This is a genomic window from Micromonospora matsumotoense (genome assembly GCF_050951065.1).
Classification (GTDB): domain Bacteria; phylum Actinomycetota; class Actinomycetes; order Mycobacteriales; family Micromonosporaceae; genus Micromonospora; species Micromonospora matsumotoensis.
Window position 1 is genome coordinate 6,785,376 of the sequence record NZ_CP192025.1, and the last position, 22,989, is coordinate 6,808,364.

16 protein-coding genes and 3 pseudogenes are annotated in these 22,989 nt (G+C 73.1%); 8 read left to right on the forward strand and 11 right to left on the reverse strand.

Annotated elements, in window-relative coordinates:
- Positions 1-62 precede the first annotated feature (62 nt).
- Positions 63-1,424: pseudogene (locus ACQP1S_RS29055) on the forward strand (ATP-dependent DNA helicase); the annotation flags it as partial.
- Between the two features lie 132 nt (positions 1,425-1,556).
- Positions 1,557-2,243 (forward strand): annotated as a pseudogene (locus ACQP1S_RS29060) (ATP-dependent DNA helicase); the annotation flags it as partial.
- Between the two features lie 95 nt (positions 2,244-2,338).
- Here ACQP1S_RS29060 and ACQP1S_RS29065 read toward each other — a convergent pair.
- Positions 2,339-3,694, reverse strand: a complete 1,356-nt coding sequence (locus ACQP1S_RS29065) for an AI-2E family transporter (protein WP_432908417.1) — start codon at positions 3,692-3,694, stop codon at positions 2,339-2,341.
- A gap of 134 nt (positions 3,695-3,828) precedes the next feature.
- Between ACQP1S_RS29065 and ACQP1S_RS29070 the strand changes: the two genes are divergently transcribed.
- The gene (locus ACQP1S_RS29070; RefSeq protein WP_091242545.1) at positions 3,829-4,176 is read left to right on the forward strand and encodes a GroES family chaperonin; all 348 of its coding nucleotides are present in this window, start codon (positions 3,829-3,831) and stop codon (positions 4,174-4,176) included.
- A 189-nt stretch (positions 4,177-4,365) separates the two neighbouring features.
- Positions 4,366-4,533 carry a hypothetical protein gene (locus tag ACQP1S_RS29075; protein WP_176738891.1) on the forward strand — a complete coding sequence of 56 codons (168 nt, stop codon included), beginning with the start codon at positions 4,366-4,368 and terminating at the stop codon, positions 4,531-4,533.
- Between the two features lie 60 nt (positions 4,534-4,593).
- Here ACQP1S_RS29075 and ACQP1S_RS29080 read toward each other — a convergent pair whose 3' ends face one another.
- The 3 genes from ACQP1S_RS29080 to ACQP1S_RS29090 are packed head-to-tail and all read right to left on the reverse strand — an operon-like array spanning position 4,594 to position 6,847.
- A complete protein-coding gene (locus tag ACQP1S_RS29080) occupies positions 4,594-5,859 on the reverse strand; it encodes a glycosyltransferase (RefSeq protein ID WP_432900953.1) in 1,266 nt (421 codons plus the stop codon).
- A gap of 8 nt (positions 5,860-5,867) precedes the next feature.
- Positions 5,868-6,473 (reverse strand): tetratricopeptide repeat protein, encoded by a 606-nt coding sequence (locus ACQP1S_RS29085; protein ID WP_432900955.1) that lies wholly within the window; start codon positions 6,471-6,473, stop codon positions 5,868-5,870.
- A complete protein-coding gene (locus ACQP1S_RS29090) occupies positions 6,470-6,847 on the reverse strand; it encodes a hypothetical protein (protein ID WP_363666049.1) in 378 nt (125 codons plus the stop codon). The genes ACQP1S_RS29085 and ACQP1S_RS29090 overlap by 4 nt, the downstream gene beginning before the upstream one ends.
- A 54-nt stretch (positions 6,848-6,901) precedes the next feature.
- On the opposite strand from ACQP1S_RS29090, the gene ACQP1S_RS29095 reads away from it, so the two are divergent.
- Positions 6,902-8,467: a hypothetical protein gene (locus ACQP1S_RS29095; protein ID WP_432900957.1), complete on the forward strand. Its 1,566-nt coding sequence runs from the start codon at positions 6,902-6,904 to the stop codon at positions 8,465-8,467.
- 561 nt (positions 8,468-9,028) lie between these two features.
- Here the strand turns inward: ACQP1S_RS29095 and ACQP1S_RS29100 are convergent.
- Positions 9,029-10,511: pseudogene (locus ACQP1S_RS29100) on the reverse strand (PrsW family intramembrane metalloprotease); the annotation flags it as partial.
- Between the two features lie 70 nt (positions 10,512-10,581).
- Positions 10,582-11,841, reverse strand: a complete 1,260-nt coding sequence (locus tag ACQP1S_RS29105; protein ID WP_432908419.1) for an FUSC family protein — start codon at positions 11,839-11,841, stop codon at positions 10,582-10,584.
- A gap of 67 nt (positions 11,842-11,908) precedes the next feature.
- Between ACQP1S_RS29105 and ACQP1S_RS29110 the strand changes: the two genes are divergently transcribed.
- Positions 11,909-12,544, forward strand: coding sequence for an HD domain-containing protein (locus ACQP1S_RS29110; RefSeq protein ID WP_432900960.1), 636 nt, complete (start codon positions 11,909-11,911; stop codon positions 12,542-12,544).
- A gap of 17 nt (positions 12,545-12,561) precedes the next feature.
- On the opposite strand, the gene ACQP1S_RS29115 is transcribed toward ACQP1S_RS29110, so the two are convergent.
- Positions 12,562-12,828, reverse strand: a complete 267-nt coding sequence (locus ACQP1S_RS29115) for a DUF4031 domain-containing protein (RefSeq protein WP_091247425.1) — start codon at positions 12,826-12,828, stop codon at positions 12,562-12,564.
- A 35-nt stretch (positions 12,829-12,863) separates the two neighbouring features.
- Between ACQP1S_RS29115 and ACQP1S_RS29120 the strand changes: the two genes are divergently transcribed.
- The gene (locus ACQP1S_RS29120) at positions 12,864-14,264 is read left to right on the forward strand and encodes an FAD-binding oxidoreductase (protein ID WP_432900964.1); all 1,401 of its coding nucleotides are present in this window, start codon (positions 12,864-12,866) and stop codon (positions 14,262-14,264) included.
- Positions 14,265-14,340: 76 nt separating this feature from the next.
- Here the strand turns inward: ACQP1S_RS29120 and ACQP1S_RS29125 are convergent, their stop codons facing one another.
- Both ACQP1S_RS29125 and ACQP1S_RS29130 read right to left on the reverse strand, forming a co-directional pair.
- A complete protein-coding gene (locus tag ACQP1S_RS29125) occupies positions 14,341-14,709 on the reverse strand; it encodes a hypothetical protein (RefSeq protein WP_432900966.1) in 369 nt (122 codons plus the stop codon).
- 254 nt (positions 14,710-14,963) lie between these two features.
- Entirely contained in the window at positions 14,964-16,805 is a 1,842-nt protein-coding gene (locus ACQP1S_RS29130) for a glycerol-3-phosphate dehydrogenase/oxidase (protein WP_432900969.1), read from the reverse strand.
- Between the two features lie 560 nt (positions 16,806-17,365).
- On the opposite strand from ACQP1S_RS29130, the gene ACQP1S_RS29135 reads away from it, so the two are divergent.
- Complete coding sequence (locus ACQP1S_RS29135; RefSeq protein ID WP_432900972.1) at positions 17,366-19,810, forward strand: S8 family serine peptidase; 2,445 nt, start codon at positions 17,366-17,368, stop codon at positions 19,808-19,810.
- Between the two features lie 61 nt (positions 19,811-19,871).
- Here ACQP1S_RS29135 and groL read toward each other — a convergent pair whose 3' ends face one another.
- Together groL and ACQP1S_RS29145 are read right to left on the reverse strand one after the other, a co-directional pair.
- Positions 19,872-21,494: a chaperonin GroEL gene (gene groL, locus ACQP1S_RS29140; RefSeq protein ID WP_091247437.1), complete on the reverse strand. Its 1,623-nt coding sequence runs from the start codon at positions 21,492-21,494 to the stop codon at positions 19,872-19,874.
- Between the two features lie 278 nt (positions 21,495-21,772).
- Positions 21,773-22,723, reverse strand: coding sequence for a hypothetical protein (locus ACQP1S_RS29145; RefSeq protein WP_176739034.1), 951 nt, complete (start codon positions 22,721-22,723; stop codon positions 21,773-21,775).
- Positions 22,724-22,989: the final 266 nt, after the last annotated feature.

Here is a 22,989-nt window from a genome sequence, read left to right on the forward strand (position 1 = left end):
GACCGCGCCACGCGGGGGGCAGCGGCGCGTCCACTGTCGGCGGCTGCGGGTACCGTCGCACGGTGACTCCGCCCCGTACCGCCGCCGGCCCCAGCACCCCGTCGGCCCGCTCCGGCCGACGGCGCGGTGGCCGGCCGAGCGGCACCGACCTGCTCGCGGCGGCGGTCGGCGCGGTCCCCGGCGGCGCGACCCGGCCGGGCCAGCAGCAGATGACCGAGGCGATCGAGCACAGCGTCGCCGCCCGCGAGCACCTGCTGGTGCAGGCGGGCACCGGCACCGGCAAGTCGCTTGCCTACCTGGCCCCGGCGTTGACCGTGGACGGGCCGGTGGTGGTCTCCACTGCCACCCTGGCGTTGCAGTCCCAGCTGGTCGAGCATGACCTGCCCCGGCTCGCCGACGCGGTCGAGCCGCTGCTCGGCCGCCGCCCCACCTTCGCCGTGCTCAAGGGTCGGCACCACTACCTCTGCCTGGCCCGGTTGGACAACTCCACCGAGGACGAGCCGGAGGACACCCTCTTCGACGCCCCTGCCGCCCGGCCGGGCGGCGGGACGAAGTGGCTCGGTGAGGCCGGCCGGATGGGCAAGCAGATCCAACGGCTGCGCGACTGGGCCGAGAAGACCGACACCGGCGACCGGGACGAGCTGGACCCGGGCGTCGACGACCAGGCATGGCGGCTGGTGTCGATGCCCGCCCGCGAGTGCGTGGGGGCGTCCCGCTGCCCGTTCGGCCAGGAGTGCTTCGCCGAGGCGTCCCGGGCCCGCGCCCGGGAGGCCGACGTGGTGGTCACCAACCACAGTCTGCTCGCGGTGGACATGCTGGCCGGCCGGCACATCGTCCCGCCGCACAAGCTGCTGATCGTCGACGAGGCGCACGAGCTGGCCGACCGGGTCTCCTCGGCCGCGCAGGCCGAGCTGGTCCCGGAGCTGATCGACCGGTCCGCCCGGCGGGCCCGGCCGCTGCTGCGGCCGGACGTCGCCGACCGGCTCACCGAGGCCGGTGACGCGCTCGCCGTCGGGCTGGCCGAGGCCCCGGCCGGTCGGCTCACCGGCGGTCTGCCCGGCCCGTTGCGCGAGGCGTGCACCCTGCTCGACGCGGCCACCCGGGCCGCGCTCGACGCGATCGGCGACGTCAAGGCCGACGACCCGGACCCGGTCCGCAAGCAGCAGGCCAAGGCGGCGCTGGACGAGCTGTCGACCACCGCGCAGCGGCTGCTGGAGGAGGCCGACCACGACGTGGCCTGGGTGGAGAAGCCGGACAACGGCAGCCGCCGGGCGCTGGTGGTCGCGCCGCTGTCGGTCGCCGGCACCCTGTCCACCCACCTGTACGACGAGCGCACCGTGGTCGCCACCTCGGCGACCCTGGCGCTGGGCGGCCGGTTCGACACGGTGGCCCGGGCCCTCGGTCTGGACGCGCCGCCGCCCGCCCCGCCGTCCCCGGCCGCCGCCGCGTTGGCCACCGCCGCCGCCGGCCGGTCGACCGGCGTCGTACCGGGCGGGGCACCGGGTGCCGGTCCGGTGGCGACCGCACCGGGCAGCCGGGCGGCCACCGGCGTCGTACCGGCCACCTCGGGGCCGGGCTGGTCGTCCCTCGACGTCGGCTCACCGTTCGACTACGCACGGCAGGGCATCCTGTACGTCGCCGCGCACCTGCCCCGCCCCAGCGTCTCCGGGCTGCCCGAGGCGGCCGGCGAGGAGTTGCTGACCCTGGTCGGCGCACTCGGTGGTCGTACCCTCGGGCTGTTCTCCTCCCGACGGGCCGCGCAGCAGGCCGCGGAGCTGGTCCGGGCCCGCACCGACCTGCCGGTGCTGCTCCAGGGCGAGGAGGCGCTGCCGCTGCTGGTACGCCGGTTCCGGGAGGAGCGGTCGAGCTGCCTGTTCGGGGTGATGTCGCTCTGGCAGGGGGTGGACGTGCCGGGTGACTCGTGCCAACTCGTGGTGATCGACCGGCTGCCCTTCCCGCGTCCCGACGAGCCGCTGGCGGCGGCGCGGGCGGCGGCGGTGGACGCGGGCGGTGGTTCCGGCTTCTCGGCGGTCAGCGTGCCGATCGCCGCGGTCCGGCTGGCCCAGGGCGTGGGTCGGCTGATCCGGGCCACCGGCGACCGGGGGGTGGTGGCGGTCCTCGACTCGCGGCTGGAGACGGCGCGCGGCTACGGCCCGTTCCTGCGCCGCTCGCTGCCGCCGTTCTGGTACACCACCCGGCCCGAGGTGGCCCAGGGCGCCCTGGAACGCCTCGCCAAGGTCTGACCACGCGGAAGCCGCCCGCTCCCGGAGGGGGAACGGGCGGCTTCTCGGCTGTCGGACGACCGGCCTGACCAGGGGTCGGATCGGACCGGCCCCGGTCAGGGGGCCTCGGAGGCGACCACCACGGCGTCCGGTGGGGTGTCCGGCACGCTGCGGGCGGCCAGCCGGCGTACGGCGGTGTTGAGCACGGCGATCAGCGGCACCGCGACCAGCGCGCCGGTGATGCCGGCGAGCACCACACCGGCGGCGATTCCGATGATCACCGCGAGCGGGTGGATGGCCACCGCCCGACCCATGATCAACGGCTGGAGCAGGTGTCCCTCGACCTGCTGCACACCGATCACCACGCCCAGGATGATCAGGGCGGTCACCGGGCCGCTGTCGACCAGCGCCACCAGCACCGCCACCACCCCGGAGAGGAACGCGCCGACGATCGGGATGAACGCGCCGAGGAACACCAGGGCGGCCAGCGGGAAGGCGAACGGGACGTCGAAGACGACCAGGAAGATGCCGATGCCCACCGCATCGATGAACGCCACCAGCACGGTGGCCCGCACATAGGCGCCGAGCGTGGCCCAGGAGGCCCGACCGGCGTCGTCGACCTTCCACCGGGCGGCGACCGGCAGCAGGCGGACCAGGAACCGCCAGATCCGGTTGCCGTCACGCAGGAAGAAGAAGGTGGCGAAGAGCACCAGGACCGCGCCGGTGAGCAGCTCGGCCAGGGTGGTGGCGGTGGCGAGGGCACCGCTGGTGAACTTCTCGGTGTTGCCGTTGATCCAGCCCTGCGCCTCTTCGATGTACCGGTTGAGCTGGCTGTCGGACAGGTGCAACGGGCCGGTCTTGAGCCAGTCCTGGATCTGCCGTACCCCCTGCGACGACTTCTCGCTCAGCTCCGGCACCCCCTGGATGAACTCGTTGACCACCAGGGTCAGCGTGCCGAACACCGCGACCAGGCCGCCGACCATCACCACGGCGGTGGCCAGCGAGCGGGGGGCCCGGACGCGCAGCAGCCAGCCCACCGCCGGGGCGAGCAGCGCGGAGAGCAGCAGCGCCACCAGCAGCGGGATGATCACGATGCTGATCGCCCCGACGATCTTCAACAGCGTCCAGGTGACCGCACCGATCACGATCAACCGCCACGACCAGGCGGCAGCGATCCGCAGGGCGTGCGGCACGTCGGCGTCATCGCGGCTGGAGGTGGAGTGGTACAGGGCCGCCGGAGGCTCGGCGCCGACCACCGTCGCCGACGGGGCCGCCACCGGGCCGGGCGACGCGGGGGTGGCCACTCCGGTTCCCTCGGGCGCATCGGCCGGATCGGCACGCCCCGCGCGGACCGACTCCCGCCCGGACTCGTACGCGCGACGGAGCCGGCCGCGTACCCGCTCGAAGCGGCTCAAGCGCACCTCCTGCTGAAGAACGACACACCGGGTTGCCCGGGGCGACGGCCCGGACAGGGTACGTCCGGGAACCCGCCAGCGTAGGACAGTTCCGCCACTCAATGCCCCGCGCGGCACCAGCTCAACCCGCCCGTGCCGCATCGGCTCAACCACCGGGTGGACGCCACCGGAGCACACGGTAGCGTCTTGGCGTGACCGTCGACCCGAACCTCGACACCGGCCTGCCGATCCGCCTGCTGCACGACCGGGTGCTGGTGAAGGTGGACGGCAGCGAGGGCGAACGCCGTTCCACCGCCGGCATCGTCATCCCGGCCACCGCCGCCGTCGGCAAGAGACTGGCCTGGGCCACCGCCGTGGGAGTCGGCCCGCACGTCCGCGCCGTGGTGGCCGGCGACCGGGTGCTCTTCGACCCCGACGACCGCTCCGAGGTCGAACTGCACGGTCGGGGGTACGTGCTGTTGCGCGAGCGCGACGTGCACGCTGTCGCCGCCGAGCGGGTGGAGAGCGAGCCCACCGGCAGCACCGGCCTCTACCTGTAGGCGTACTCGCCGTCGGGCATCACCCGCCTGTCCCGCTGGTTCACCCGGCGTCCGGCACGCATCCCCGTCCGCGGGTTTGCCCGGCCCCTGGCCCGCCAACCTACCCGGCCCCCCGGTTTGTCCAGCCTCCCGGTTTGTCCGGCTTCCTGGCGGGAAGCCAGGCACGTCCAGGTGCCCTGGGGAGGGACGATGCCGATTCTCGTGAAGAAGGTGCTGCTCTGGGGCAGTGTCGCCTTCCTGATCTACTTCATGGCGTTCCGCCCGGACGGGGCGGCGCAACTGTTCAAGGGGATCGGGGCGGCCCTGATGGCGATGGCCCAGGGCCTCGGTGACTTCCTCACCACCCTGATGACCTGACCGGTCCCGGCCGGGCACGATCCGAACGCCCACGCGGGACGCGGCTGCGCCTCGCACTGGTCAGATGTTCAGCAGCCCGCCATTGCGCAGCACATCGTCCTTGATCGCGATGAGATTCGCCGAGACGTACGGGATGTGGTGCGTCTGGTGCCATTCGCTGGGGAAGTACGTGACCAACCGCGACGCCTGGAATCGGCACCGGATCTCCGGCACGAAACGAGAGTAGTTGGCGTCCGTGAAATACCAGAAAGAGTTCTCGTTGTAGAACGCCACGTGCGTCGGGTCCTGGTAGGCGCCTCGCCCGTCGGTGCTGGGGGTCAGCGACAACAGCATCCCGTTCGGAGCGAGCAGCCGGTACAACTCGTTGAAGAGTGCGATCTTGTCCGGAATGTGCTCCAGGAAGTCCACGGCCCTGATGACCCCGACGCTGCCGTCCGGCAGATCGACTCCCTTCGTCACATCGCAGACCAGGTCGACGCCCGGCCCGTCGTGGTAGTCCAGACCGAGATAGCCCTCCGGCTTGTTGTGCGCGGCACCCAGGTCGAGCGCCATAAGTCCCTGCCGCCGCGACCAGGCCAACGCGTTCTGTTGGATGTTCCGGTCGTAGATCTCCACCGTCCGCTGCTGAATGCGGGCGTTGAACTCCGGAATACGCTGCGTGTTCTTGGCGTGCATGCGCTGCAGGTAGAGGCATTTCTGAATGTGGTGGAACTCGCTCACCTGGTAGATCCGCGCCATGAGGTCGGCGTCGTCCGCGACGTCGAGCGACTCGTCGTATCCGCCGACCTTCTCGTAGATGTCCCGGCGGAAGGCCCGCACGTGGTTCGGTGCGTACCAGATGTAGCTCACGTTGTGTGGCGTCGGCGGCAACGCCCGACAGACCAGCACCTCGCGGCCGTCCACCTTCTCGTCGTAGTGCCGCCAGCCGAACGAACTCGCGAAACGGTCCTCGCAGCGGCCACCGTCCTCCTGGATCTGGGCGGTGTCGCTGTAGACGAACCCCACCTCCGGGTGGGAGTCGAAGGCGTCGACGATTTCCTGCAGGCAGTCGCTGCTGAGCAGATCGTCGTCGTCGAGTTCGACCAGGATGTCCCCGGCAGCCTCGGCGCAGGCGAATGCCTTCACGGCACCCACACCGTTGAGGTCGTCCTGGACGACGAGCCGGATGCGATCGTCGTGCGCCTCGGGCCGCCACCGGGACCCCTGGTTGAGAATGACCACCCATTCCCAGTCGGTGAAGGTCTGCGCCACCAGTGACCGGAAGCACTCGTCGATGAAGCGGGTGCGGTTGCTTCCGGTGAAGACCGTTACACGCGGTGTGTGCATCGGGTCGGTCACCTGCCCGTCGGGGCGGGCCGGTACTTCGCCGGGACGGCAGAGGTGAGTCCCTTGTCCAGCCGGATGGCCGCCTTGAAGGCGTCCCGCGCCGCCGCTTCGTCACCGGACTTGGACAGCAGCAAGCCCAGTCGGAGGTAGGCGGTCGACGCCTTGTCGTCGATGGACACGACCTTGCGGTAGATCTCCATCGACGTCGTCGGCGCCTTGCCCTCCAGAACGATGGCCTTGTTGTAGAGGGCCGGCTTGTAGTCGCCGTCGGCCGCCAACGCCTTGTCGTAGTTGCTGATCGCCTCGTCGGCCTGGTTGCGCGACTGTGCGATGAAGCCGAGGTTGAACCAGGCGAACTTGTTGTCGGCCTCGTCGGCCAGCACCTTCTCGAAGCTGGCCTTCGCCGTGTCGTAGTCACCGGCCTGGCCCTGCTCGACACCGAGCTTCAGGAGATCCGCCGGCGTGGATCCGGTGTGGGAACCGCCGTTCGTACTGTCGCTGCTGCCGGAACTGCTGGCCTGCGGCTTGTCGGCGGGTTTAGCGCTGCACGCCGGGACTCCGACAAGCAAGACCGCACCACAGGCAAGTGAACCGAGTATCTGACGCGTGCTCATTTCTCCTCCTTGACGGTACTGGGGCGGTTCGGCCGGCTGGTACGGCCACTGTTCTTCGCCGTTGCCCGATCCGACCTGTCGGCCGCAGGGGCGAACGCCAACGGCGTGGCGGGCGAGATGCAGGACACCCAGATGTCGGCACCACCGCCGGTGAAAGTGAACTGGTAGCCGCTGATCGAGAGCGGCTGGATCAGCACCGGATTCACGCCCGCACCCGAGAGCTGGTATCCGGTGCCGACAGCGATGTCTCCGGGCACACACCCGAAATCAACGGGGGTGTCCGCGATCACGGTCAGCGGGCCCTGAATGTAGGCCGCCTGGATTCCGTTGCCCGCCGTTCCCTGCGCGCCCTGAGCGCCCTGAGCACCCTGCACGCCCGCGCCCTGAGGTCCCTGAGGTCCCTGAGGTCCCACGTCACCCTGGGCACCTTGTACGCCCTGAATGCCCTGTGGACCGATGGCACCCTGCGCGCCGGCGTCGCCCTGCGCACCCTGGAAACCCTGCGCGCCCTGAACGCCTGCCGCACCCGCGACACCCTGCGGCCCCTGCACGCCAGCATCGCCCTGCGCACCCTGCGCACCCTGCACGCCAGCATCGCCCTGCGTGCCCTGCGGCCCCTGCACGCCTGCGGCGCCCTGCGCGCCCGCATCGCCCTGCGCACCCTGGAAACCCTGCGCACCCTGAACGCCTGCCGCACCCGCGACACCCTGCGGCCCCTGCACGCCCGCATCGCCCTGCGCACCCTGCACGCCCGCATCGCCCTGCGTGCCCTGCGGCCCCTGCACGCCTGCGGCACCCTGCGCGCCCGCGTCACCCTGAGCACCCTGGAAACCCTGCGCACCCTGAACGCCTGCCGCACCCGCGACACCCTGCGGCCCCTGCACGCCAGCATCGCCCTGCGCGCCCTGCGGCCCCTGCACGCCTGCGGCACCCTGCGCGCCCGCATCGCCCTGCGCACCCTGGAAACCCTGCGCACCCTGAACGCCTGCCGCACCCGCGACACCCTGCGGCCCCTGCACGCCCGCATCGCCCTGCGCACCCTGCACGCCCGCATCGCCCTGCGTGCCCTGCGGCCCCTGCACGCCTGCGGCACCCTGCGCGCCCGCGTCACCCTGAGCACCCTGGAAACCCTGCGCACCCTGAACGCCTGCCGCACCCGCGACACCCTGCGGCCCCTGCACGCCCGCATCGCCCTGCGCACCCTGCGGCCCCTGCACGCCCGCATCGCCCTGCGCACCCTGCACGCCGGCATCGCCCTGCGCACCCTGCGTGCCCTGCGCGCCCGCGTCGCCCTGAGCACCCTGGAAACCCTGCGCACCGGTCGCACCCGGGACACCCTGCGGCCCCTGAGTACCCGTCTCGCCGGGAACACCCTGCGCACCCTGCGTACCCGCGTCGCCCTGAGCACCCTGGAAACCCTGCACGCCCTGCGCGCCGGTCGCACCCTGCGCACCCTGCGCCCCGGTGTCGCCTTGCACACCCTGCGCCCCTACGTCACCCTGCGCGCCTTGAGGCCCCTGGGCACCGGTCGAACCCTGCGCGCCTGCGTCGCCCTGAGCACCCTGGAGTCCCTGAGCGCCCGTCTGACCCTGCGTGCCCTGTGCCCCTTGGGCACCGGTCTCACCCTGAACTCCCTGAGCACCGGTGTCACCCTGCGCGCCTTGCACGCCCGGCGCACCCTGGAAACCCTGCGCCCCGGTAGCGCCCTGGGCACCGGTCACCCCCTGGGCACCCTGCGCGCCGGTCGCGCCCTGCGTGCCTGGGGCACCCGCATCGCCCTGGGGGCCTTGGGCACCCTGTGGCCCCTGGGGGCCCTTCTTGGGGCCAGGTGGGTAGTGCCCCTTGCCGCCGTCGTGCCCACCCCACGGACCCTGCCAGCCCTGCGGACCGCAGTCCGGTGGCCCGCTCGGGTAGCTGTCCCACGAATCATCGGGTCCGCCACCGTCCAGGCGGACCGCCGACCGGGACGACGGCCACCCGCCGTGCTGCCCTAGCGGACCGGCCGTGCCGATGAGTACACCCTGCGCGGACGATGTGGTCTCCGTGGGTGGCGCCGCGACTGCGGGTCCGCCCGTCATCCCGACCACCATCAGGGCAGAACTCAGCCCTGAAGCGGCGCGGCCACGCTTCAGTCCTCGCCGCAGCCGTCGGTTGTTACTCATGAACCCCTCCAGAGAGCCGCCCGAATACCTAGAGCCACCTATCAGTGACACAAGGTCACCTACGGGCGAGTTGTAGCGTATTCGACCGATTCATCCGGTGTGGTGGGTTTTCGTAACAGCCGAGGGCATTCAGCGAAATGCAGATTCCTTCACCATCTGCGACCCCGCCGCACCCGCACGCACCCGGTCGCGGCGGGGTCGGCAGATGCACCGGCGCGGCGGTGCATCTGCCGACCGCAGAGCACGCCCGTCTCTCCACGGTCAGGGCGCATCGCCCCGTCACCGTGGTCGCGAGGGCGGCCTACCGGATGCCTCTCTCAGCCCGGGAAATCGTCCATCCGGAACCTCAGCGCTGGCGGGATCTGCCGGTCGGACGCGACCGGAGTTCGCCGATCAGTGCCGGCCGGGCGGCCACGGGGCGGCCGGTCGGGGGCCGTACCAACCGGGCGGGCCGTAGCCGGCCGGGTAGGCCGGGGGCGGCGGTGGGGCCAGCACCACCGGGATCGGCACCACCGGCGAGTCCGGGGCGTCGACCACCCGCTGGGTGCCGTCCGGGAACCGCAGGTGGTAGCGCTCACCGTCCCAGACGCCCACCGGCGTCTGCGGGTCCCGGCCGACGAAGAAGGACCGGTACGCCGCGATCGTGTCCAGCAACTGCCGCTCCTCCCGCAGGGTGCGCTCCCGCTCCGCCGGCTTGCGGTCCAGCCCACGCCGCATCCCGTCGCGCAGCAGGGCCAGCCGGGTCGCGGCGAACTGGTAGCCACGCATCGCGCGCAGCCCGGCGTCCCCGCCGACCCGCCGGGCCCAGGTCCGGGCGGCGTGCCGGCGGCCCAGGCTGCCCAGGGCGGCCACCTCGGGTGGGCTCAGCCAGCCGGCCCGGACGTAGTCCGGCAGGGTCCGCTCGGTGAGCCGCCCCTCCCAGGCCCGCAACCAGACCGCGAAGCCGACCATGCCGAAGAAGATCGGCACCATCACCGCGACCATGCCGTAGAAGAAGATCACCGCCTGGCCGGTGGCCTGCACCAGCGTCGGGATCAGGTTCCAGGTGCCGTGCAGCATCATCGCCAGCAGCAAGCCGGCGACCGGGGCGAGCACCCGGATCCGCCGGTCGGCGGTCCGGGCGGCGATGCCCAGCCCCACCCCGGTCATCGAGGTGAACAACGGGTGGGCGAAGCCGAAGAAGAGGATCCGCGAGATGAAGATGACGATGACGTTGCGGACGCCGGTGGCCGGCCCCCACTGGTCGACACCCGAGGCGTAGCCGAGGCCGCCCAGATAGAGGATGTTCTCCACCATGGCGAACCCGACCGCGGAGAGCCCGCAGTAGACCAGGCCGTCGGTGATCCCGGACCACTCCCGGCGGCGGAAGATCAACAGCAGGATCGGGCCGAGCGCCTTGGTCAACTCCTCGATGAACGGGGCCACCAGCACCCCGGTCAGCGACGACGACACCCCCCAGTCCTTGAACAGGGCGGCGAAGGTGTTGTTGACGGTCAGCGACGCGGCGGTCGAGACGAACGCGCCCCAGGCGAAGCAGAAGATCAGGTATTTCAGCGGTTCGGGCTCGTACCGGTCGAGCCAGAGGAAGCAGGCCACCAGCACCGGCACCGGCAGGATCGCCGCGGTCACCCCGACCAACAGCGCGTCCAGACCCAGGTTGGAGCCGAGCGTGTAGAGCATGTAGACCGCGCACGCCGCGATCAGCAGCACCACCCCGGCCAGCGCCAGCACCCGCCGCCAGCCGAGGCGGCGCAGCGGCATCCGGGGCGCGGCGGCGTCCGACGACGGTACGGCGGGCGCGGGCGGCGGCGGGGGCCCGCCGGGCGGGGTGTCGGCCATGTGGATCAGCGTAGTCATCCCCGGCCTGTTCGGCCGGGCTCTCTCCGGGGGCGGACGGGCCGGCTGATCCGCGTCCCCCCGACGGGCCGCCGCGCTCCCCGGCCGGGTCAGCCGAGCGGTGGGGCGGTCGGGGGTTTCGGGGCGACATCCTGCTCGGCCGGGCTCCCGTCGGATCTGTCCTGCTCGCCGAAGGCCTGCCGGACCAGCCGGTTGGCCTCCTCCTGCTCGATGCCGGAGGCGACCATCAGATCACTCGCTGTGGTGCGCACCTGCGCGATCACCACGCTGCCGGAGAAGCCGACCCCCTGGGCGTACGCCCGGCCGGCCTCGCTGACCGCGCGCAGCGATCGCTCACGCGCCTGTTCCGGCTCCGCGCCGACGGCGAACTCGTGCCGCAGCAGCCGCACCGCCTCGGCCAGGTGGGCCACCGCGTCCGGCATCGGCTCCGGCACCGGCTCGTCGTCCTCGATCATGGTGACCGAACGCCGGATCAGGGTGCCGCTGTTGCGCATCGCCCGGTCGATCGGGTCGGCCGCCTCGGCGTAGTGGGTCAGTTCGCTGCGCCGGTGCCATCGGGCCGGGGAGAGCGTGCTGGTCTCCTTCGCCCCCTCGATCGCCTCGGTGAAGGTGGCCAACTCCTGCTTGTTCTCCCGGAGCCGGTCCAGCGCCCGCTGGGCGGCGGCCCGGTCCCGGTCCCGCAGTGCCTCGGCGCAGACGTCGAGCTGGCCGGAGAGCAGGTCCAGCGCAGGCCGGGCCGCCCGGTTGATCACCCGGAGCGGGTTGAGCGGCAACAGGATCGCCGTGACCAGCAGCGCGACGCCGCCGCCGACGAACGCGTCGACGAACCGGGGCAGCTCCAGATCCTCGGTGGACGGGCTGAGGGTGACGATCAGCACGGCGGTCGCGGCGGCCTGGATCACCACCGCCACGCTCGCCCCGAAGAACGTGGTGAGCAGGATGGCCGAGGTCACCACCAGCCCGAGCTGCCAACCGCCGGTGCCGAGGAAATAGATCAGCCCGTCACCGAGGAACACCCCGACCGCCACCCCGGCGATCAGCTCCACGGTCCGGCGCAGCCGCTGGCCGACCGAGGCGGCCAGGGTGCCGACCGCCGAGATCGGTGCGAAGACCGGTTGCGGGTTGTCCAGCAGGTGGTGCGACACGATCCAGGCCAGGGCGGCGGCGAGGCCCGCCTGCACGGCCAGGCCCAACGCCAGGTGCACCTGGTGCAGCCGGTCGTGCAGGGTCGCCCGGCCCCGGTGGCGCAGGTAGTCCATCGCCTCGGCGATCCGGATGGAGTCGACGTCGGTCCCGCCGTCGCGTAGCCCGGCGCGACGCAGCAGCGACGGTCGTCGGTCCCGGGCCACGGCCATGGCGGGGACTACCCACGCCGCGCCGGTTCATCCCCTGCCCAGGTGCGGCAGAATCGTCCGGGTGACCGAGCTGATCGACCGCTGGCGGACGGCGGCGCGGGTCGCCGGGGCCACCGACGGCCCGGCGCTGACCGCCGCCGGAGGCGACCTGCTGGCCCGCTGGCGGGAACCGCACCGGCGCTACCACACGGAACGCCACCTGCGGACGGTGCTGGACCTGGTGGAACGGCACGCTGACCTCGCCGACCGGCCGGAGCGGGTCGCGCTCGCCGCTTGGACGCACGACGCCGTCTATGACCCGCGCGCCGCCGGGGACGCCAACGAACGGGCCAGCGCCACGCTGGCCGGCACCCTGCTCACCGGGCTCGGGGTGCCGGCCGCCACGGTGGCCGAGGTCCGTCGGCTGGTGCTGCTCACCGCCGGGCACCGGGTCGTCCCCGGCGACCGCGACGGCGCGCTGCTCTGCGACGCCGACCTGGCGATCCTGGCCACACCCCCCGAGGTGTACGACGGGTACGCCGCCGCGATCCGCGCCGAGTACGCGCACGTGCCCGAGCCGGACTTCCGCACCGGCCGGGCGAGGGTCCTCGACGGGCTGCTCGCCCTGCCCGCCCTGTTCCGGCTGCCCCCGCTGGCCGCCCGCTGGGAGTCGCCCGCCCGCGCCAACCTCACCCGGGAGTTGGCGTCCCTGCGCTGACTGCCGCCCGTCCCGGATCAGGGGCGGGCGAGGTGTTTGGGGCGGCGCAGGCCGGAGGCGTGCAGCAGGCGGACGATCTCCCGGCTGGACACCACCCGGGCACCGAGCCACACGGCTGCGGGGAACCGGTCGGCGGGGATGTCGTAGTGGTCCCGGTCGAAACCCCGCCGGGGCACCCCGAGCGTCTCCGCGAAGGCGTGCAGTTCGGCCGGGGAGACGTCGCTGATCAGGTGTGACCAGAGCCGACCGCGCCACGGCCAGGCGGGCCGGTCCAGGTAGAGCATGGCGGCCAATCTAGCCGGGGGTTAGCCTCGGCCGCATGGCTGGCTCCCCCCTCCTCGACGACCTGCGGGCGGCCCTCGGCGACGAGGCCGTCCTCACCGATCCGGATCTGCTCCGGTTGCACCGGCGCGACGAGGCGGACCTCTGCGCCGCCGGTACGCCACTGGTGGTCGTCCGCCCCCGGGACACGGCGCAGGTGGTGGCGGTGGTCCGGGCGGCGGCCCGGCACGGCGTACCGGTGGTGCCGCAGGGGGCGCGGACCGGGCTGGCCGGCGCGGCGAACGCGGTGGACGGCGCGGTGGTGCTGAGCACCGTGGCGATGACCGCGATCCGGGAGATCGACCCGGTGGCCCGGATCGCCGTGGTGCAGCCGGGCGTGGTGAACGCCACGTTGGCCGGGGCGGTCCGGGCGCAGGGTCTGTACTACCCGCCGGACCCGGGTTCCTGGGAGTCCTCCACGATCGGCGGCAACGTCTCCACCAACGCCGGCGGCATGTGCTGCGTCAAGTACGGGGTGACCACCGAGTACGTCCTCGGGCTGGAGGTGGTGCTCGCCTCCGGCGAGGTGCTGCGCACCGGCCGGCGTACCGCCAAGGGGGTGGCCGGGTACGACCTGACCCGGCTCTTCGTCGGCGCGGAGGGCACCCTCGGTGTGATCACCGAGGTCACCGTGTCGCTGCGGCCGGTGCCCGAGGAGTCGCTGACCATGGTGGCGGTCTTCGGCTCGACCGCCGAGGCGGGTACGGCAGTGGCCGGGATCGCCGCCCGGGGGCTCACCCCGAGCCTGCTGGAGTTGCTCGACCGGACACACCTGCGGGCGATCGAGGCGTACCGGCCGATGGGGTTGCGCACCGACGCCCAGGCGCTGCTGCTCGCCGCCGCCGACACCGGCGCCCGGGCGGCGGCGGACCTGGACCGGATCGCCGAGGTCTGCACGGCGGCCGGCGCCGAGGAGGTCTACGCGGCCACCGACGCGGTGGAGGCGGCGGCGCTGCTCCAGGCCCGTCGGCTGGCCCACCCGGCGATGGAGAAGTTCGCCGCCGACACCTACCCGGACGGCAACGGCGGCCTGATCATCGACGACGTGGCGGTGCCCCGGGGGGCGCTCGCCACCCTGCTGGACGGGGTGGCCCGGATCGCCGCCGAGTGCGAGGTGCCGATCGGGGTGGTCGGCCACGCCGGTGACGGCAACCTGCACCCGAACATCGTGGTGGACCGGGCCGACCCGGCGAGCCTGGAGCGGGGCCGACGGGCCTTCGACGAGATCATCCGGCTCGGCCTGGACCTGGGCGGCACCTGCACCGGTGAGCACGGGGTCGGGCTGCTCAAGCGGGACTGGCTGGCCTGGGAGATCGGCCCGGTCGGCGTCCGGGTGCACCAGGCGATCAAGACGGCGCTCGACCCGACCGGGCTGCTCAACCCGGGCAAGGTGCTCTGAACCGACCCGCCGGGCCGGCCGGCGGCGGACCGGGCGGCGCGGCGGGGTCGGGGGCGGAGGCGGAGGCGGAGGCGGGTCAGCGGGTGGGTTCGGCCGGGGTGGCCTGGGTGAGCAGGAGCAGGATCTCCCCGGCCACCGCCGGTCGCTCCTCACCGGGGCAGTCCTGCGAGGTGATCAGGCCGGTCGTGGTGAGCAGGCTGGACGTCAGCGCGTCGATGCAGGTCGCCCGGTATTTGCGGACCTGGTCGGTCTCCTGGGCCAGCCGGGGGTCGGCGAGCAGCCTCTGCAACCGCTGCACCTGCTCGGCGTCCAGGGAACCGGTCGAGGTGACCCCGTCACCGGCGCAGTCGTCGCACTCCCACCGGCCGTCCGGCTCGACGGTGAGGGACCGCAGTGGACCGTCGTCGCCGAGCTTCTGCACCAGGCTGACCCGGTTGGCGGTCACCCCCGGGGATGTCGTCCCGCCCCTGCCGTCCGCTGTGGACCCGCCGTCCCGGTCGACCATCGCGCAGCCGGCCAGGCTAACCGTCAGGGCGGCAACGGCGGGGACGATGAGCGCACGTGACCACTGAGGGGGAACCACGCGCCGGAACCTATCCCACCCGGGTGCCGCCCGGAACCGGCCGACCGGCCCGCCGCCAGCGGGTGGGACCGCCCACCGCCGGCCCGCGATCGACGGGTGTCGCCGCCCGGGATCGGTCAGCGGGTGGACGTCGGGAGTTCGACGTGGCCACCCTCGACGCCGTCGACGCCCCGGTCGGCGGCGAAACCCCGGACGTCGGGCGCACCCAACCGGGCCGCGTCGGCGGTCGCGTCGTCCGGCATCAGCTGAGACTCCCGCTCCGCCTCGACCCGGGCCCGGTAGTGCGCGATCTCCCGGTCCCGGGTGGCCGCGTCCCAGCCGAGCACCGCGCCCATCAACTCCGCCGTGTGCCCGGCCGAGTCGAGGCCCCGGTGGGTCGTCTCGAAGGAGATCCGGGTACGCCGGGTCAGCACGTCCTCCAGGTGCAGCGCCCCCTCGGCCCGGGTGGCGTAGGTCACCTCGGCCGCCAGGTACTCGGGTGCGCCGGCCAGTGGTGAGGCGAGCAGCGGGTCGGCGGCGATCAGCGCCAGCAACTCCAGGGTGAGCGTGCCGTACCGCTCCAGCAGGTGCTCGACCACGCCGACCGGCACCCCGTGCCGGCGGGCCAGGTCGGCCCGGTCCCGCCACATCGAGGCGTACCCGTCGGCGCCGAGCAGTGGCAGGTCGGCAGTGCGCGAGGGGCGTACGCCCCCGAGCCGGTGGGCGGCCCGGTCGACCACGTCGGTGGCCATCACCCGGTAGGTCGTGTACTTGCCGCCCGCCACCAGCAGCAGTCCGAGCATCGGTTCGAAGACCGCGTGCTCCCGGGAGAGCTTGGAGGTGGAGTCGGCCTCGCCGGCCAGCAGCGGGCGCAGCCCGGCATAGACGCCCTCGATGTCCGCACCGGACAGCGGCCGGTCCAGCACCAGGTTGACCTGGTCGAGCAGGTACTGGATGTCGCGGGCGGAGGCGGCCGGGTGGGAGCGGTCCAGCCGCCAGTCGGTGTCGGTGGTCCCGATGATCCAGTGCCCGCCCCAAGGGATGACGAAGAGCACACTGGTCGCGGTACGCACGATCAGCCCGGTCTCGCCGGTGATCGCCGAGCGGGGCACCACCAGGTGCACCCCCTTGGACGCCCGGACCCGGATGCCGGGGCGCAGCCCGACGTCGTTGAGCATCCGGGACATGTCGTCGCTCCACACGCCGGTGGCGGCGATGACGGTGCGGGCGCGTACCTCGAACTCGGCGTCCGGGGAGCCGGGGGGCGCCTCCAGGTCGCGGACCCGGACCCCGGTGACCTCCCGGGCCTGCCGCACCAGCCCGACGGCGCGGGCGCTGCTCACCACGGTGGCACCGAGGCTGGCGGCGGTGCGGGCCAGGGTCACCACCAGTCGGGCGTCGTCGACCTGGCCGTCGTAGTAGCGGATCGCCCCGGCCAGCGCGTCGGCCCGCAGGCTGGGGAAGATCCGGCGGGCGCCCTCACGGGTCAGGTGCCGGTGCAGCGGCATCCCCCGGCCGGTGCCGAAGAGCCCGGCGAAGGCGTCGTAGGCGGCCACCCCGGCCCCGTAGTAGGAGCGGCGGAACAGCCGGGCCGGCAGGTCGCGCAGTCCCCGGCCGGCGGGGAGCGGAATCAGGAACGGGACCGGCCGCACCAGGTGCGGGGCGAGCCGGGTGGCGAGCAACCCCCGCTCGGTCAGCGCCTCGTGGACCAGGTGGAACTCCAACTGCTCCAGGTAGCGCAGGCCGCCGTGGATCAGCTTGCTGGATCGGCTGGAGGTGCCGGCGGCGAAGTCGCGGGCCTCGACCAGGGCGACCTTGAGGCCTCGGGAGGCGGCGTCCAGCGCGGCACCGGCACCGGTAGCCCCACCGCCGATGACCAGCACGTCGAACCGCTCGGCCCGGAGCCGGCGCAGGTCCGCAGCACGGCGCTCCGGCGAGAGTTGACCGGCGGCGGATCGGGTCACATTGGGGTCACGCACCCGTCCACCGTAACCCGCCCGGTCCCACCGGCAGCAAGCCCGGAGCCCGCCGAGATCCGCACCGCCCATCCGGCAACGCTCCGCAACGGGCATCCGCAGCGGGACAATGACCCTCCGTAATCAGGTCCCCGACCGGGCCTGCGACCTCCCATCCCACCCTCCACCCCTTCCACCAGCCCGAATTCCGTATCCCCACCCGCTCTCCATATCCCCCCCACGGAGCCTTTGCTCTGCTGCTCTCCACGCACCACGCACGATCAGTAACCGTCGCGCCCATGGCAGCAGAGCAAAGGCTCCGAAGGGGTAAGCCCATACCCCCGCCGCCATCACTCTCCGCTACGGCGCGGCGGGCTCATGAGGGGCAGCAGGGCAGCGGTGGCGGTGGCGGTGGCGGGAGCCAGCTGGCGCGAGGAGGAAGGCAAGCGCACGTCACCGTTCCCGGGAGCGGGGCAGGGCAGACAGGGCAGGGCAGGACACGACGGGGCGAGGACGACAGGGCGCGGCGGGCCGTCGGACCGGCACCTGCATCGAGCTGGCCGGCTGCGTCGTACTGTTTCCGGATGCTGGCCGACACACCACCTCCGCCGGGCTACGGCTTCCCGCCGAGCGCCGGCCGCCCGTCGAGCCCATGGCCGGTGGTGGCCGCCGCGCTGGCCGGCGGCTGGACGGTCGTGCTGGCCGTGCTGCTCCAGGCGGTCGGCTGGTCGGTCGAGCAGTTGCAGGTGGCCGCGGGATGGGACCGGCAGGCGTGGCTCTGGCCGGCGCTCAGCCTGGCCACTGCCGTGACGGTCGGTCTTCCCGCGCTGTTGCTGGCCCTGCTTCCCCGCTCGCCCCGGGTGCGGGCCACCGGCCGGGGTTGGCTCGGTGCCGCGCTCGCCCTGATCGCCCTCGGTTCCCTACGGGCGCTTCCCCAGGTGCACCACGAGCTGTACCTCGCCGCGCTGGCCGGCACGGCGACCCTGCTCGCGCTGCTGACCACCCGGCTGTCCGGCCCGCCCGCCACCGCCACCACATCCCCGCCCGCCACCACCACAACCCCGCCCGCAGCGGCGGACGGTGCCCGTCGGCCCCGGGCGGTCACCCTGCTGGCGATCGCGGCCGGACTGGCCCTGCTGCTGCCGTGGGTCCGGTTCGGCGCGCTGGGCGGCCTGCTGGAAACGGTGCTCGCCGCGCTCGCCGCGACGGCGGTCGGCCTGCTGGCCGGGGCGCTGTTGGGCGACCGGTTCTGGTCTCCCTTCACCGGCGACGGGCCACCCCGGGCCGCCCGTACCGTGCTGGTCGGCGGCCTGGTCGCCGGGGTGGTCCTGCTGCTGGTCGTCGCGGGCGCCGGCTACTCCGGTGCCCAGCTCCCCGCGTTGCTGTTCGTCCCGCCGGTCGGTTTCGTGCTGGGCGCGTGCCAGGTGGCGGCCCGCCGGGCCGGCGCACCGGCCGGCTCCGCGCCGGTCCGCTGGCTGGTCGGCCTGGCGGTGTTCGGCCCGTTGGCCCTCACCGACCCGGAGGAGATCTCGATCCTGCTGGCCACCACCCGCGACGTCCCGTACTGGGTCGCGGTCGCGTCCGGCGTCGGGCTCGCCGTCGCTGTCGTCCTGGCCATCGGGTACGGGGTGCTGCTCGGCCGGCCACGCGGGCGCACCCCGAGCCGGCTGGTCGCCGCGTCCAGCGCGGCCGTCCTGCTGCTCACCGTCGGCGTGGTGGACGTGGCCGCCGGCCAACCCGGCCTGTACGGCGAGCGGCTGCTGGTGGTGCTCCGCGAGCAGGCCGACCTCTCCGGCATCCCCGCCGGTACGCCCGGTCGGGCCGGCCGGGACGCCCGGACCGCCGAGGTCTACCGCCGGCTGGTGGCCACCGCCGAGCGCACCCAGGGCGCGTTGCGCCGGGACCTGACCCGACTACGTCTCGATCCGACGCCGTACTACCTGGTCAACGCGATCGAGACCGACGGCGGGCCGGCGGTGCGGGCCTGGCTCTCCGCTCGGCCGGAGGTGGCCCGGGTGCTGGTCAGCCAGCGGCTCCGACCGTTGCCCGCACCGGCACCGGTCAGCGGGGGTGACCGGCCTGCACCGACCGGCCCGGAGTGGAACATCCGGATGCTGGGCGCCGACCGGGTCTGGTCGGAGCTGGACGTCACCGGGTCCGGGGTGGTGATCGGCAGCTCGGACTCCGGGGTCGACGGCACCCATCCGACGCTGGCCGCCGGCTTCCGGGGCGGCGACGACTCCTGGTACGACCCGTGGGACCACACCCGCTCCCCGACCGACTCCGGCGGCCACGGCACCCACACCACGGCCAGCGCGGTGGGGCGCGACGGCATCGGGGTGGCCCCCGGCGCGCAGTGGGTGGGCTGCGTCAACCTCGACCGCAACCTGGGCAGTCCGGCGCACTACCTGGACTGCCTCCAGTTCATGTTGGCCCCGTTCCCGGCCGGCGGTGACCCGTTCACCGACGGTCGGCCGGAGCGGGCCCCGGACGTGCTCACGAACTCGTGGGGATGTCCGCCGGTCGAGGGCTGCGACCCGGGTGCGCTGCGCCCGGCGACCGCCGCGCTGACGGCCGCAGGCATTCTGGTGGTGGCCGCCGCCGGGAACACCGGCCCGGACTGCGGGTCGATCGTCGACCCGCCAGCGCCGTACCCGGACGTGCTGACGGTGGGCGCGGTGGGCCGGGACCGGCGCGTCACCGAATTCTCCAGTCGGGGTCCCGCCACCGGCGGGGCCGCCAAGCCGGACCTGGTCGCCCCCGGGGCGGAGATCCTCTCCGCGATGCCCGGCGGTGGCTACGCCGCCGAGGACGGCACCTCGATGGCCACCCCGCAGGTGGCGGGCGTGGTGGCGTTGATGTGGTCGGCGAATCCGGCGCTGGTCGGTGACCTGGACCGGACCCGGAGCATCCTGCGGGACACCGCGCAACCGGCCGGGCCAGCCGACCTCAGCTGCGGCCCGGTGGCGGCATCGACCGGGGCCGGGCTGGTCGACGCGTACGCGGCGGTGCGGGCAGCCCGCCGCTGACGGGACACGGAAAGGGGCGGACCGCTTGCGCGGCCCGCCCCTTTCGGCGTTGGAGCTGGACTCAGAAGTCCATGTCCCCGCCACCCGGGCCAGCCGGGGCGGCCGGGGTCTTCTCCGGCTTGTCCGCGACGACGGCCTCGGTGGTGAGGAAGAGCGCCGCGATCGACGCGGCGTTCTGCAGCGCCGACCGGGTCACCTTGGCCGGGTCGATGATGCCGGCGGCCAGCAGGTCGACGTACTCACCGCTGGCGGCGTTGAGGCCGTGACCGGCGTCCAGGTTGCGGACGCGCTCGACGACCACGCCACCCTCCAGGCCGGCGTTGACGGCGATCTGCCGCAGCGGGGCGTCCAGCGCGACCTTGACGATGTTCGCGCCGGTCGCCTCGTCACCGGCCAGGTCCAGCTTGTCGAAGGCGGTCTTGCCGGCCTGCACCAGCGCGACGCCACCACCCGGGACGATGCCCTCCTCGACGGCGGCCTTCGCGTTGCGGACGGCGTCCTCGATGCGGTGCTTGCGCTCCTTCAGCTCGACCTCGGTGGCCGCGCCGACCTTGATCACCGCGACGCCGCCGGCCAGCTTGGCCAGCCGCTCCTGCAGCTTCTCACGGTCGTAGTCGGAGTCGCTCTTGTCGATCTCGGCCCGGATCTGGTTGACCCGACCCTGGATCTGGTCGGCGTCACCGGCACCGTCGACGATGGTGGTCTCGTCCTTGGTCACCACGACCTTGCGGGCGCGGCCCAGCATGTCGAGGCCGACGGCGTCCAGCTTGAGGCCGACCTCTTCGCTGATGACCTGACCACCGGTGAGGATGGCGATGTCGGCGAGCATGGCCTTGCGGCGGTCACCGAAGCCCGGCGCCTTGACGGCGACCGACTTGAAGGTGCCCCGGACCTTGTTGACGACCAGGGTCGCCAGGGCCTCGCCCTCGATGTCCTCGGAGATGATCAGCAGCGGCTTGCCCGACTGCATGACCTTCTCCAGGATCGGGAGCAGGTCCTTCACCGAGGAGATCTTGCTGTTGACGATCAGGAGGTACGGGTCGTCGAAGACGGCCTCCATACGCTCCGGGTCGGTCATGAAGTACGCGGAGATGTAACCCTTGTCGAAGCGCATGCCCTCGGTGAGCTCAAGCTCCAGGCCGAAGGTGTTGCTCTCCTCGACGGTGATGACGCCTTCCTTGCCGACCTTGTCCATCGCCTCGGCGATGATCTCGCCGACGGTGCTGTCACCGGCGGAGATGGAGGCGGTGGAGGCGATCTGCTCCTTGGTCTCGACGTCCTTGGCGAGCTTGGACAGCTCCTCCGAGACGCTGGCCACGGCGGCCTCGATGCCCCGCTTCAGGGCCATCGGGTTGGCGCCGGCGGCCACGTTGCGCAGACCCTCGCGCACCAGGGCCTGGGCCAGGACGGTCGCCGTCGTCGTGCCGTCACCGGCGACGTCGTCGGTCTTCTTGGCGACCTCCTTGACCAGCTCGGCGCCGATCTTCTCGTACGGGTCCTCGAGCTCAATCTCCTTGGCGATGCTCACACCATCGTTGGTGATGGTGGGGGCACCCCACTTCTTCTCGAGCACCACGTTGCGGCCCTTCGGGCCGAGGGTCACCTTTACGGCGTCGGCGAGCTGGTTCATGCCCCGCTCGAGGCCGCGGCGAGCCTCTTCGTCGAACGCGATCATCTTGGCCATACGGCGTTGTCCTCCTGGACACTCACGGGCCACCCGGGTGTTGTGTCCCGGACGGGCCGCCTGGTGTACGCACCTTGGGGACGTCGCCACCTGGCGACGACGACGTCCTCCTCGGTCGGGCCGGACAGCCCGCGACGACCGGCCATGTGCCACCCGACGCCATCGAGACGTCGGTGTGACCGTGGCCCTACCGCCCCGACCATTGGCACTCAGCGTATGCGAGTGCCAATGACTTGTTTAGCACTCTCCCCTGCCGAGTGCAAGCACGATCGGGCCGGTCAGCCGAGTTCCGCCACCAGTCGCACGACGTTCACCGGCCCCTCCTGCGCCCGCTGCTCGGCGTACGTCACGACCAGGCCGACCAGTTGCACCAGGTACACCGGGACCACCAGCACCGCGCTCACCAGGATCACCGCCACCGCACCCACGGCGGTACCGGGCGCGGTGAACGGGTCGGTGCCGAACGGCAGGATGCCGACAGACTCCACCACCCCACCGAGCACACTGCCGAGGAACACCGCCAGTGCGACCAGCGCCACCCGGCCGAGCACCATGCCCAACCGGTCGTGGAACATGCGGAAGGAGCGCCCGATCGGGTTCTGCCCCTCGAACAGGTAGACCGGGCCGGCCAGGGCGAGGGCGAAGGCCAGGTAGATGCCGGGCAGCAGGCAGAGGCAGAGGCCCACCCCGACGAGCAGGCCCAGCACCAGCATCCAGCCCCACAGTCCGAGGCAGCGGCGTGCGCCGTAGCGCAGCGCGCCGGGCAGGTCGGCCGGCTGGCCGGCGGCCTGCCGGGCCACCACCCAGGTGCCGCCCGCCCAGCCGACGCCCTGCACCACCCCGAAGGCCAGCGCGACCAGGAACACCGAGACCCCGTAGATCACCAGGTCACTGAGGTAGCCGGCGGGGAGCGAGCCGTCGGCGGGCAGCGTGGTGGCGTCGGGCCCCATACCGAGCGAGAGCAGGGACACGGCCACTCCGGGCACGACCTGGGTGAGCAGCATCAACGGCAGCAGAGTCCGCCAACTCCGGCGCAACGCGCCGGTGCACCGGGCGAACCAGCCCTCCAGCCCGGCGTACGGCGGATTGACCAGCGGGTCCTCCGGACCCCAGGCACCGGCGGTGTACGGCGGGTAGCCCCCGCCCGGCGGGAAACCGCCACCACCACCCGGCGGGTAACCCGGGTACGGGCCGCCGGGAGCCGGATAACTCCAGCCGACCGGCCCCACTTCGGACGGACCCCACGGCGGCTGCCCCGACGGCGGCTGCCCCGACGAGGGCTGCCCCGACGAGGGCTGCCCCGACGAGGGCCCCCAAGAGGGCTGTCCCGACGTCGGGCCCCAGGGCGACTGCCCGGACGGTGGCCCCCACGGTCCGCCCGGTGACCCGGCAGCGGGGTCGGGTGAACCCGAAGGTGACTGGTCGGACATGAACCCTCCTCAGCGGGACGCCTGGACGGTTCACGATCTTCCCCGGCACCGACCCCCGCCGCCAC

Bases quoted from the DNA above. Each gene is read 5' to 3' on its own strand.
- ACQP1S_RS29115 (WP_091247425.1), bottom strand. From the start codon at position 12,828: ATGCTCTACCTGGACCGGCCCGCCTGGCCGTGGCGCGGTCGGCTCTGG.
- ACQP1S_RS29080 (WP_432900953.1), bottom strand. From the start codon at position 5,859: ATGCACACACCGCGTGTAACGGTCTTCACCGGAAGCAACCGCACCCGC.
- ACQP1S_RS29135 (WP_432900972.1), top strand. From the start codon at position 17,366: ATGCTGGCCGACACACCACCTCCGCCGGGCTACGGCTTCCCGCCGAGC.
- groL (WP_091247437.1), bottom strand. From the start codon at position 21,494: ATGGCCAAGATGATCGCGTTCGACGAAGAGGCTCGCCGCGGCCTCGAG.
- ACQP1S_RS29120 (WP_432900964.1), top strand. From the start codon at position 12,864: ATGGCTGGCTCCCCCCTCCTCGACGACCTGCGGGCGGCCCTCGGCGAC.
- ACQP1S_RS29075 (WP_176738891.1), top strand. From the start codon at position 4,366: ATGCCGATTCTCGTGAAGAAGGTGCTGCTCTGGGGCAGTGTCGCCTTC.
- ACQP1S_RS29085 (WP_432900955.1), bottom strand. From the start codon at position 6,473: ATGAGCACGCGTCAGATACTCGGTTCACTTGCCTGTGGTGCGGTCTTG.